Consider the following 12,978-nt stretch of genomic DNA (forward strand, 5'->3'; position numbering starts at 1 on the left):
ATGCAGGAAGACGCCGAGTTCCAGGTGCTGGTCAACGACGAGGGCCAGTACTCGCTGTGGCCGCTGACGAACGAGATCCCGGCGGGCTGGCGCGCCGACGGGTTCCGCGGCGGCCGCCAGGAGTGCATGGACCACGTCGACGAGGTCTGGACCGACATGCGGCCGCTGAGCCTGCAGCGGCAGATGGCCGCCGACGGCTGAGCCACCGCACGACCACGCCCCGCTTGAGCCGAACCGACGCGGAAGGTTGCCAGCCCGTGCCCTCTCCCACGTTTTCCCAGACCCTCCACCTCGCGCCCCACGCCGGTCCGGACCGGGACCACCGCGGCCCGGCCGTCCCCGAGGACGACCGGCTGCGGCGGCTGCTCGAGGGACTGGCCCGCCGGCACGGGGTGCCCGCGGCCCAGCTGGCGATCCACGCCGGCGGCCGGACGCGGTCCGTCGCGGTCGGCGGGATCACCGCCGTCGCGAAGTTCCCGGTCGGCTCCATCACGAAGGCGTTCACCGCGGCGCTGGCGATGCTGCTCGTCGCCGACGGCGACCTCGAACCCGGTGACGCGCTCGGGGAGCACCTCGCCGACCTCGGCCCCCAGGTCGGCCGGGCCACCGTCGCCCAGGTGCTGAGCCACACCGGCGGGCTGCCGGCCGCGCTCGGCGCCGCCGCCGACAGCGCCGGGTCGGCCCGGCGGTACGTGCGCGCGTGCCGCGACGCCGGGCTCGTCCAGCCGCCAGGGCAGGGCTTTTCGTATTCCAATGTCGGTTACGTGCTCACCGGCTACCTGGTCGAGGCCATCACCGGCATGAGCTGGTGGGAGGCGGTCGACACGCTGCTGCTCGACGCGCTCGGGATCGTGCCGGCGTTCGTCGTGGCGCCGGGGTCGCGGCGCCGGGCCGGTACCCACGTCAGCGGCCACGCGGTGCACGCCGCGACCGGCCGAGCCCGGCCGGTCGCACAGACCCTGAGCATCGTCGAAGCCCCGGCCGGGGCGCTCGCGCTGAGCGCCGGGGACCTCGTCGAATTCGGCCGCATGTACTGCGGGGGCGAAACCCCGCTGCCGGCGGACCTGCTCGACCTGATGCGGCGGCCGGTGCCGGGCGCGGAGCCCTTCGGCCTGGCCGACGGCTGGGGCCTCGGCCTGGCCGGCTACCGGGGGGCCGACGCGGACTGGGCCGGTCACGACGGCACCGCCGACGGCACCTCCTGCCACCTGCGGGTGGATCACGAACACGGCCGCGTCGTCGCGCTCACCACCAACGCCGGCACCGGGTCGGCGCTGTGGGTGGACCTGGTCGGCGAGCTGCGGGCCGCGGGCCTGCCGGTCGGAGACTACGAGCTGCCCCGCGACCTCGACCGGGCCACCCGGCCGCCGGCCGACCTGTCCGGCAGCTACACCAACGGCGACCTGGAATACCACGTCGACGTGCGCGCCGACGGCGGCGCGGTCCTGGTCGTCGACGGCGAGGTCTACCCGGAGCTCGCGGTGCTCGCCAACGGGTCGTTCTCGGTGCGGGAACCCGGCACCGGACGCCGGATCGTCGGGGGCCGGTTCCTGACCGACCCCGCCACCGGGACGGTCAGCGCGATGCAGGCCGGGGGCCGGATCGCCCGCCGCCGCAAGGTCTCCTGACCCGCGCGCGTCCCCGGCTCGCCTGTCCCGAACACCCGAACCGCCCGAACCGCCTGAACCGCCTGAACAGTGCTGTGAGGAAAGCGAACCATGACCACCTCGAGAAAGAGCCGCATCGACGCGTTGCCCGCCGAGCTGCGCGAGACGCTCAAGCGCCGGCTGGCCGGGCGGGCGGAGCGGTCCGACGTGATCCGCCGGGCGTCGCGGGCGGACGCCCTGCCGCTGTCGTTCGCCCAGCAGCGCCTGTGGTTCCTCGACGAGTTCCGGCCGGGGGACGCCGAATACAACAGCGCGGTCGGGCTGCGGCTGACCGGGACGCTCGACACCGCGGCGCTCACCGGCGCGCTCCGGGACCTGGTGGCCCGCCACGAATCCCTGCGCACCACCATCAGCGACACCGGCGGCACCCCCGTCCAGGTCGTCCACGCGCACCCGGAGATCCCGGTGCGGACGGTCGACCTGACCACCGATCCCACGCTGCGGCCCGCCGACCTGGACGAGGTGCTGGGCGCCGAGTACGCCCGCTCGTTCGACCTCCGCCGCGGCCCGCTGGTCCGGGTGCTGCTGGCGCGCGTCGCCGAAGACCACCACGTCCTGCTGCTCACCGCCCACCACATCGTCACCGACGGCGAGTCGATGGGCATCCTGGTCGGCGAACTCGGCGCGCTCTACGCGGCCGCCGTGCGCGGCGAACCCGCTGCCCTGCCCGAGCCGGAGATCCAGTACGCCGACTTCGCCGTGTGGCAACGCGACCGGCTCGCCGGGCCGGCGCTGGACCGGCACCTCGCCTACTGGACCACCCAGCTGGCCGGCGTCGAACCCCTGGACCTGCCGACCGACCGGCCCCGGCCCGCGGTGCGCACGACGGCGGGTGCCGTGTACGGCTTCAGCGTCCCGGCCGGCGTCGCCGCCGGGCTCGCCGGGCTCGCCAGGGCCCGCGACACGACGCTCTACACCGTGCTCGTCGCGGCCTGCCAGGTGCTGTTCGCCCGGTACACCGGCCGGAGCGACATCGCGCTGGGCACCGTCGTCTCCGGCCGGGGCCGCCCGGAGCTCGAACGGACGGTCGGCTTCTTCGTCGACACCGTCGTCGTCCGGTCCACAGTGGACCGGACGACGACGTTCGAGTCGTTCCTCGACGCCGTCCGCACGACGGTGCTGGAGTCCTTCGAGCACGCCGAGGCCCCGTTCGAAAAGCTGGTCGAAGCGCTGCGGATCGACCGCGATCCCAGCCGCAACCCGCTGTTCGACGCCATGGTGCTGCTGCACGGGCGCGCGGGCGGACAGCCGGACTTCGCCGGCCTGACGGCCGAACCGGTCGAGGTGGCCCGGCGCGCCGCCAACTTCGACCTCACCGTCGAGTTCCAGCAGACCGCCACCACTCTCGAAGGATCGCTGGAGTACAACACCGACCTGTTCGACGAGCGGACCATGGCCGCGCTGGCCGAGCACCTCACCGTGCTGCTCACCGCGATCGCCGCCGACGCCGCCCGCCCGGTCGGCGAGCTGCCGCTGCTGACCGGCGCCGAACGGCGGCGGCTGCTCACCGAGTGGAACGACACCGCGCTGGACGTGCCCGCGGCCACCCTCACCGAGCTGTTCGAGTCCCAGGCCCACCGCATCCCCGACGAGACCGCGCTGGTCGCCGGGGCCACCGAGCTCAGTTTCGCCGAGCTCAACGCCCGCGCCAACCGGCTCGCGCGCCACCTCGTCGCGCTGGGCGCCGGCCCGGAACAGGTCGTCGCGCTCGCCCTGCCCCGCACGGCCGAGGCCATCGTCGCGCTGCTCGCGGTGCTGAAGGCCGGCGCGGTGTACCTGCCGATCGACCCGGCCCTGCCCGCCGACCGGATCGCGCTGCTGCTGGCGGACGCCGGCGCCACGCTGGTCGTCACCCACGACGGCGACGAGACCACGCCCGTGCCCGGCACCGGGCTCGTCCTCGGCACCCCGGACACCACCGCCGCGCTGACGCGGCACCCCGGCACCGACCTCACCGACGCCGACCGCGCCGCCCCACTGCGGCCCGCCAACACCGCCTACGTCATCTACACCTCGGGCTCCACCGGCCGCCCCAAGGGCGTGGCGGTCCCGCACCGCAACCTCACCAACCTGTTGTTCAACCACCGCAACGACTTCGCCGCCCCCGGACGGCGGCTGCGGGTCGCGCTGACCGCGACGCTGTCCTTCGACACGTCGCTGGAAGGCCCGGTGCTGCTGGCCGACGGCCACGAACTGCACCTCATCGGCGACGACGTCCGGCTGGACGCGCACGCCCTCGTCGACCACATCGCCGAGAACCGGATCGACTTCCTCGACCTGACCCCGACCTACCTGCGCCGGCTCGTGCCCGCCGGGCTGCTGACCGACCCCCGGCACCGGCCGAAGATCCTGATGCTCGGCGGCGAAGCCCTCGACGAGCCCCTTTGGCGCGCCTTGGCCGACGCCGAAGTCACGGTGGCACACAACTTCTACGGCCCGACCGAGTACACAGTGGACGCGGTGTCCTGCCGGGTCGGCGCCACCGCGCGTCCGGTGCTCGGCCGCCCGCTGGCCAACACCCGCGCCCACGTCCTCGACGAGGACCTCCGGCCGGTGCCCACCGGCGTGGCCGGAGAACTCTGCCTCGCCGGCGCGCAGCTCGCCCGCGGCTACCTCGGCCGCCCGGGCCGGACCGCCGGCAGCTTCGTCGCGAACCCCTTCGGCGCCCCCGGCGAACGGATGTACCGCACCGGGGACCGCGTCCGCTGGACGGCGGACGGGCAGCTGGAGTACCTGGGCCGCCTCGACGACCAGGTGAAGATCCGCGGGTTCCGGGTCGAACCGGGCGAGGTCGAGGCCGCGCTGCTGCGCCTGCCCGGTGTCACCGCCGCTGTCGTCGTCGCCCACCGGACCGACGAGGGGCATGCCCGGCTGGTGGCCTACGTCGTCGCGGCGGGCCAGGTGCCACCGGCCGCGGCCGACCTGCGCCAGGCCCTGCGGGCCACCCTGCCCGACTACCTGGTGCCCTCGGCGTTCGTGCCGATCGACGCCGTTCCACTGACGCCCCACGGAAAGGTCGACCGCCGGGCACTCCCGGCGCCCGGCGCCACCGACGACGGCGACCAGGCCTACGTTCCGGCGCGGACCACCGTCGAGCACCAGCTGGTGGCCATCTGGTCGGAGGTGCTCGGCAACGACCGCGTCGGGGTCGAGGACAACTTCTTCGGCCTCGGCGGCGACTCGATCCTGAGCATCCAGGTCGTCGCCCAGGCGCGGCAGGCCGGCCTGCGGCTGACCTCGCGCGACATCTTCCTCCACCAGACCATCGCCGGGCTGGCGACCGTCGTGCAGGCCGGCTCGGCGCACGCCCCGGCCGTGACGGCGCCGGTCGGCGGACCCGCGCCGCTGACCCCGATCCAGCACTGGTTCTTCGACACCCACGGGCCGCTGGACCACTTCACCATGTCGCAGCTGCTCGAACTGCCTTCCGACGTCGGCCACGAGGCCCTGCGGACCGCGGTCGACGCGGTCGTCGCCCACCACGAGGCCCTGCGGACCCGGTTCTTCCTCCTCGACGGCGAGTGGCGGCAGGAGGTCGTGCCCACGCCGCCGACCGGGATCCTGCGGATCCGTGACCTCTCTTCGCTCGGCGAAACCGGGCAGCGCGCCGGAATCGAGGCCGCGGCGGCCCAGGTGCGGGCCGCGCTGGACCTGACCACCGGCGTGGTCGCCGGGGCGGTGCTGCTCGTCCTCGGCACCCGGCCGCCGCTGCTGTTCCTGGCCGTGCACCACCTCGTGGCCGACGGGGTCTCGCTGCGGACGCTGCTGGGCGACCTCGACACCGCCTACCACCAGGCCCTCGCCGGCGCCCCGGTCCGGCTGCCCGCCGCGGGCACGACGTTCACCCGCTGGGCGCACCTGCTGCGGGAGCACGTGCGCGCCGGGGGTTTCGACGCCGACGTCGAGCACTGGACCCGCGTGGCCGGCCGGGCCCCGACGGCGCTGCCGGTCGACCGGGACGGCGCCGGCACCGCCGGCTCCACGCGGACGCTGACCGTGACCCTCGGCGCCGCCGACACCGACGCGCTGCTGCACCGGGTCCCCGCGAGCTACCGGACGCAGGTCAACGACGTGCTGCTGAGCGCGCTCGGGCGGGCGCTCGCGGACCGGACCGGGCAGGACGGCGTCGTGATCGCGCTGGAGGGCCACGGCCGGGAGGACGTCCTCGACGGCGTCGACCTCTCCCGCACGGTCGGCTGGTTCACCACGCAGTTCCCGGTGGCGCTCGACCTGCCGCCGTCGGGGGACTGGGGCGCCACCCTCAAGGCGGTCAAGGAGCAGCTGCGGGCCGTCCCGCGCCGCGGCCTCAGCTACGAGGCCCTGCGCCACCTCGGTGGTCCCGGCGCACCAGGGGAGGCCCTGCGATCCCTTCCGCTGCCCCAGATCTGCTTCAACTACCACGGCCGGTGGGACTCCGGCGCCGGCGGCGACGGCCTCTTCCGCGGCCGCCACGACGACGACACGGGCCCGGAGATCGCGCCGGACGAGGCGAACACCTACCAGCTCGACGTGACCGGCGTGGTCGACTCCGGCGCGCTGTCGCTGACGTGGTCCTACTCCGAGCAGGTCAACGACCGGGAGACGGTCCGGGAGCTCGCCGAAGCGATGCTGGCGGCGCTGCGGGAGATCGTCGCGCACTGCGCGCGGCCCGGCGCCGGCGGCCGCACGCCGTCCGACTTCCCGCTCGCCCGCCTCGACCAATCCACTGTGGACCGGATCGCCGGCGACGGCCACGACGTCGAGGACATCTACCCGCTCACCCCGCTGCAGGCGGGCATGCTGTTCCACAGCCTGCTCGACCCGGAGGCCGACGCCTACATCGACCAGGCCCGGATGCTGCTCGACGGCGTCCACGACCCCGCCGCGTTCGCGCGGGCCTGGCAGCAGGTGGCCGACCGGACCCCGGTGCTGCGCACCCGGCTGGTCTGGGACGGCGTCGAGGAACCCCTGCAGGTGGTGCGGCGCCGGGCGGTCGTGCCGATCGTCCGCCACGACTGGCGCGGCCTGTCCGAGGCCGAGCAGGCCGCCCAGCTGGACCGGCTCTCGGCCGAAGACGCCGCCGCCGGGATGGACCTGGCCACCGCCCCGCTGATGCGGCTGGGCATCGTCGCGCTCGGCCACGACCGGGTGCTGCTGCTGTGGACCTCCCACCACATCGTGCTCGACGGCTGGAGCCTGGCCCAGATCTTCACCGAGGTGGTCGAGCAGTACGCCGCGATCACCGGGAGCCGGGTCCCGCGCGTCCCGGCCCACCGCCCGTTCCGCGACTACCTCGGCTGGCTGGCCGCGCAGGACGTCACCGCGGCCGAGGACCACTGGCGCGAGGTGCTGTCCGGGTTCACCACCCCGACGCCGCTGCCGTGGGACCGGTCGCCGGACCGGGCGCACCGGACCCGGTCCTCGCGGCCGGTCCGGGTCTCGCTGACCGCCGAGGACACCACGCGGCTGCGGGACGTGGCCCGGCGTCACGGCCTGACCGTCAACACCCTCGTCCAGGGGGCCTGGGCGCTGCTGCTGGCCCACCAGAGCGGCGAGCCCGACGTCGTGTTCGGCACCACCGTCTCCGGCAGGCCCGACGACCTGCCCGGCGTCGAAACCATGATCGGGATGTTCATCAACACCATCCCGACCCGCACCCGCGTCGACGGTGGCGAGCAGGTGCTGCCGTGGCTGGGGCGGCTGCAGGACGAGCAGAACCGGGCGCGGCGCTACGACTTCGTCGCCCTCGGGCGGCTGCGCGCGCTCAGTGATGTCCCGGCCGGGCAGAACCTGTTCGACAGCATGGTCGCGTTCGAGAACTACCCGTTCGACGAGGACGCCGCCGCCCGCGCCGGCGTCACCCTGCGCGAGGTCACCGCGCTCGACGCCACGACCTTCCCGGTGACCCTGCGCGCCTACCTCGACCGGCGGCTGGGTTTCGAGCTCGCCACCGACCCGGCGCTGTTCGACGCGGCCACCGCCGAAGCGCTCGCCGCCCGGCTGGAGACCCTGCTGCTGGCGCTGGCCGAAGACCCGGACCGCGCGATCGCCCGGCTGCCGTGGCTCTCGGCCGCCGACCGCGTGGGGCTCCCCGGCGGCCCGGTCTCGCCGTCGCTGCCCGCACCCACCCTCACGGAGCTGTTCGCCGCCCAGGTGGCCGCCACTCCGGACGCCATCGCCCTCACCGGCGAAGGCACCTCCCTGTCCTACGCCGAACTCAACGCCCGCGCGAACCGGCTGGCGCACCGGCTGATCGCGCTCGGCGCCGGGCCCGAGCGGTTCGTCGCCCTGCGCCTGCCGCGCTCGCCGGAGCAGGTCGTCGCGATCCTCGCCGTGCTCAAGGCCGGAGCCGCCTACCTGCCGATCGACCCGGCCACGCCGGCCGAGCGGGCCGAGCGGATGCTCGCCGACACCGATCCCGTCACCGTCCTGACTCCCGGGGACGTCGAGGGAACCGGCCCGGACACCGATCCGCCGCCGCGGTGCACCCCCGAGCACCCGGCGTACGTCATCTACACCTCCGGCTCGACCGGGCAGCCCAAGGGCGTGGTGATCCCGCACCGCAACGTCACCCGGCTGTTCGCCGCGACCGCCGGCCGGTTCGGCTTCGGCCGTGAAGACGTGTGGACCCTGTTCCACTCCTACGCGTTCGACTTCTCCGTCTGGGAGATCTGGGGCCCGCTGCTGCACGGCGGCCGGCTCGTCGTCGTGCCCCACGCCGTCTCGCGCTCGCCGCGGGAGTTCCTGCGCCTGCTGGCCGACGAAGGCGTCACCGTGCTCAACCAGACGCCGTCGGCGTTCTACCAGCTCGCCCGGGCCGACGAGGACGACCCCGGGCTCGGCGCCCGCCTCGCGCTGCGCCACGTGATCTTCGGCGGGGAGGCGCTCGACACGCGCCGGCTGGCCGGCTGGTACCGGCGGCACGGCGACCGCGCCCCGCGCCTGGTGAACATGTACGGCATCACCGAGACCACCGTGCACGTCACCCACCACGACCTCGGGTCCGATGTGGACGGTACCGGTCTCGTCGGCGACGTCCTGCCCGACCTGCGCGGGTACGTCCTCGACGCCGACCTGAACCCCGTCCCGCCCGGGGTGCCCGGCGAACTCCACGTCGCCGGCGACGGACTGGCCCGCGGCTACCTCGGCCGTCCAGGGCTGACCGCCGCCCGGTTCGTCGCCGACCCGTTCGGCGCGCCCGGCTCCCGGATGTACCGGTCCGGGGACCTGGTCTCCCGCACCGGCGGCGGCGCGCTGCGCTACCACGGACGCGCCGACCAGCAGGTCAAGATCCGGGGCTTCCGCATCGAACCGGGCGAGATCGAGGCCACCCTGCTGGCCCTGCCGGAGGTCGGCGCCGCGGCGGTCCTCGCCCGCGAGGACGAACCCGGTCGCAAGCGGCTGGTCGCCTACGTCGTCGCGGCCGACCCGGCGGCCCCGCCGGCCACCGCGCTGCTGCGCGAGCGGCTGGCCCGGACGCTGCCGGACTACATGGTGCCGTCGGCGTTCGTCGCCGTCGACGCGATGCCGTTGACGCGCAACGGAAAGCTCGACCACCGCGCGTTGCCGGCGCCGGACGCCACCGGGACGGCGGGCGCGGAGTTCGTCGAGCCGCGCACCGACGCCGAACGCACGGTCGCGGCGGTCCTGGCCGAAACGCTCGGCCTGGACCGGGCCGGGGCCGAGGACAGCTTCTTCGAGCTGGGCGGGGATTCCATCCTCAGCATCCGGCTGGCCTCCGCGCTGCGCGACGCCCTCGGCGTCGACGTCTCGCCGCGCAGCGTGTTCGACACCCCGACGGTCGCGGGGCTCGCGGCCTCCCTGGCCGCGGCGCCCGCGGACGCGGGCCGCGCGGCGATCGCCCCGGTGAGCCGCGAGCACGACCTGCCGCTGTCCTTCGCCCAGCAGCGCCTGTGGTTCCTCGAAGAGTTCGCCCCGGGCAGCACCGACCACGTCACCGTCTTCGGGGTGCGGCTGCGCGGTGCCCTGCGGCCCGACGCCCTCGCCCGGGCGCTGAACACCCTGATCGCCCGGCACGAGTCCCTGCGCACCACCTTCGCCTCCGTCGACGGCCGGCCCCGCCAGATCGTCGGGGAGCCGTGGGAGCTCGCGCTGCCGGTCACCGACCTCGGCGACGGGCCCGGGACGCCGGAGGAAAACCTGCGGCGGCTGCTGGCCGGCGACCTCGCCCGGCCGTTCGACCTGACCCGGGGCCCGCTGCTGCGGGCGCGGCTCGCCCGCGTGGCCGCCGACGACCACGCGTTCGTCCTGTCCCTGCACCACATCGTCACCGACGGCTGGTCGATGGGTGTCCTCGCCGGGGAGCTCGCCGCCCTCTACGGCGACGCGCACGCCGAACTGCCCGCGTTGCCGATCCAGTACGCGGACTTCGCCGCGTGGCAACGGGAAAACCTCACCGGTGAAGTCGCCGACGAGCAGCTCGACTTCTGGCGGCGGCAGCTCGACGGCCTGCGCCCGCTCGACCTGCCGACCGACCGTCCCCGGCCGGTGACCCGGACGTCGAACGGCGCCGAGCACGAGTTCGCCCTCGGCGCCGAGGCGCAGCAAAGGCTGCGCCGGCTGGCCGCCGACCGGGACACCACCCTGTTCACGGCGCTGGTCGCGGCCTGCCAGCTGGTGCTGCGCCGCTGGTCCGGACAGGACGACGTCGCCGTCGGCACGGTGACCTCCGGCCGCGACCACCCCGAGGTCCGGCACCTCGTCGGGATGTTCGTCAACACCGTCGTGCTGCGTTCGCGCCTCGACGGGCGCCAGGACTTCGGGGAAGTGCTCGCCGCCGTCCGCCGGACGGTCCTGGACGCGTTCGCCCACCAGGACGTGCCGTTCGAGCGTCTCGTCGACGAGCTGGACCCCGACCGAGACACCAGCCGCACGCCCCTGTTCGAGGTGCTGGTGACGCTGCAGAACGCGGGCAACCGGCTGCCCGCCCTCGCCGGGCTCGCCGCGAGCGACCTCAGCCTGCCGATGACCACCGCCGGGTTCGACCTCAGCATCGAGTTCGAGGAGCGGCCCGATGGCCTGCGCGGCCTGCTCAACTACAACACGGACCTGTTCGACGCGGCCACGATCCGGCGCTTCGCCGAGCACCTGACGGTGCTGCTCGCCGCCGTCGCGGCCGATCCCGCCCGGCCCGTCGACACGCTCCCGCTGCTGCCCGCGGCCGAACGCGAGCTGGTGGTCGAAACCTGGAATGCCACCGGCCGGCCGGCGCCCACCGGCACCGTGACCGAACTGTTCGAGGCGCGGGCCGCGCGCACCCCGGACGCGACCGCGCTGGTCTGCGGTGACACCACCATGAGTTTCGCCGAGCTGAACACCCGGGCGAACCGGATCGCCCGCGAACTCGTCGGCCGCGGCGCCGGCCCCGAGCGGTTCGTGGCCGTCGCGCTGGACCGCTCCGCGGACCTGGTCGCCACCATCCTCGCCGTGCTCAAGGCGGGGGCCGTCCACCTGTACCTGGATCCCGAGCTGCCGCCGGCCCGCCGGGAAGCGCTGCTGGCCGAGACCCGCCCGGCGGTGCTGGTCACCGAACCGGTCCGCGTGCCGGACCCGGTTTCCGGCGCGAACCTCACGGATGCCGACCGGCTCGAGCCGCTCCGCCTCGACCACGCCGCTTACACGATCTACACCTCCGGGTCCACCGGTGTGCCGAAGGGTGTCGTCGTCAGCCATCGCGCCCTGGCCAACCTGGCCGTCGACCACGCGGACGCGTTCGCCGCCGCGGCCGGTAAGGACCGCCTGCGGGTGGCGCTGACCGCCGCGTTCTCGTTCGACGCGTCCTGGGAGCCGCTGCTGCTGATGCTGACCGCCGGGCACGAGCTGCACGTGATCGACGGGGACGCCCGGCTCGACCCCGCGGTGCTCGCCGGCTACGTCGCCGGCCACGCGATCGACCTGGTCAACTCGACGCCGTCGTTCGTCCGGCACCTGCTCGACGCCGGGCTCCTCGACGCGGGCCGGCACCGGCCGTCGGTGCTGCTGCTGGGCGGGGAGGCCGTCGGGGACGCGCTGTGGCGCGAGCTCGCCGACGCCGACGGCGTCACCGCGTTCAACCTCTACGGCCCGACCGAGTCCACTGTAGACGCGACGATGTGCCGGATCGGGGCGACCGCGCGCGAAGTGATCGGCCGCCCGGCCGGGAACGTGCGGGCCTACGTGCTCGACGACCGGCTGCGCCCGGCGCCGATCGGCGTCCCCGGTGAACTGCACCTGGCCGGCGTCCAGCTCGCCCGCGGCTACCTCGACCGGCCGGGAGCGACGGCGGACCGGTTCCTGCCGGACCCGTTCGGGGCGCCCGGCAGCCGGATGTACGCCACCGGCGACCGCGTCCGCTGGACCCGCGACGGCGACCTGGAGTACCTCGGCCGCGCCGACGACCAGGTGAAGATCCGCGGCTTCCGCATCGAGCCCGGCGAGGTCGAGGCCGCGCTGCGCGCCCTGCCCGAGGTCGCCGACGCGGTGGTGGCCGCCCGCCGCGACGACGGCCACGCCCGCCTCGTCGCCTACGTCGTCACCACCGATGGCGCCCCGGTGGACCCGGGTGAGCTGCGGACCCGGCTCAAGACGAGCCTGCCCGACCACCTGGTGCCGTCGGTGTTCGTCCCGCTCGACCGGCTGCCCCTGGCGGCCAGCGGCAAGGTCGACCGCCGCGCGCTGCCCGCGCCCGGCCCGCTCGTGGCGCCGTCCACCGGCCGGACCGCTCCGCGCACGCCCACCGAGCGGCTGCTCGCGAAGATCTGGGCCGACGTCCTTGGCGTCGAGCGGCCGGGGGTGGCGGACAACTTCTTCGCGCTGGGCGGGGATTCGATCCTCAGCATCCAGGTCGTCTCCCGGGCCCGGCAGCACGGTCTGCGCCTGACGTCCAAGGACGTCTTCCGCCACCAGAACATCGCCGAACTCGCGCTGGTCGCCGGCACGGACCCGGCCACGGGCCCCGAGCCGGGGTTCGCCGGCCCGGCCCCGCTCACCCCGATCCAGCAGTGGTTCTTCGACACCGGCCACCGCGACCACTTCACGATGTCCACAATGGCCGAACTGGACCCGGAGGTGGATCTCTCGGCGCTCGCCACCGCGCTCACCGCGGTGTTCGCCCGCCACGAGGCCCTGCGCACCCGGTTCACCCGCACCGCCGACGGATGGCGGCAGGAATTCCGTCCCGACGCCAAGATTCCCGCCCTCCGGCACCTCGACTTGTCCGGTGTGGACGAAGGGACGTGCCGTGAATGTCGCATTGAGGGACTTGAAGTCCCTCAATGCAGCCGCCACCAGGCGAAGCAGTACGCGCCGTCGTCGAACGCCGCGCCGTAGAGCG

3 protein-coding genes are annotated in these 12,978 nt (G+C 74.7%); all 3 read left to right on the forward strand.

Features of this window, described 5'->3' with window-relative positions:
- The gene (locus AB0M82_RS19800; RefSeq protein ID WP_364723561.1) at positions 1–201 is read left to right on the forward strand and encodes an MbtH family NRPS accessory protein; all 201 of its coding nucleotides are present in this window, start codon (positions 1–3) and stop codon (positions 199–201) included.
- Positions 202–257: 56 nt separating this feature from the next.
- Positions 258–1,628, forward strand: a complete 1,371-nt coding sequence (locus tag AB0M82_RS19805) for a serine hydrolase domain-containing protein (protein WP_364723564.1) — start codon at positions 258–260, stop codon at positions 1,626–1,628.
- Between the two features lie 90 nt (positions 1,629–1,718).
- Positions 1,719–12,974, forward strand: coding sequence for an amino acid adenylation domain-containing protein (locus AB0M82_RS19810; RefSeq protein ID WP_364723566.1), 11,256 nt, complete (start codon positions 1,719–1,721; stop codon positions 12,972–12,974).
- The last annotated feature ends 4 nt before the right edge of the window (positions 12,975–12,978 follow it).

The sequence above is a fragment of the Amycolatopsis sp. NPDC051128 genome (assembly GCF_040682715.1).
Taxonomy (GTDB): Bacteria; Actinomycetota; Actinomycetes; order Mycobacteriales; family Pseudonocardiaceae; genus Amycolatopsis.

Excerpts from the sequence above, each read along its gene's own strand:
- AB0M82_RS19800 (WP_364723561.1), top strand. The coding sequence starts at position 1 with ATGCAGGAAGACGCCGAGTTCCAGGTGCTGGTCAACGACGAGGGCCAG.
- AB0M82_RS19810 (WP_364723566.1), top strand. The coding sequence starts at position 1,719 with ATGACCACCTCGAGAAAGAGCCGCATCGACGCGTTGCCCGCCGAGCTG.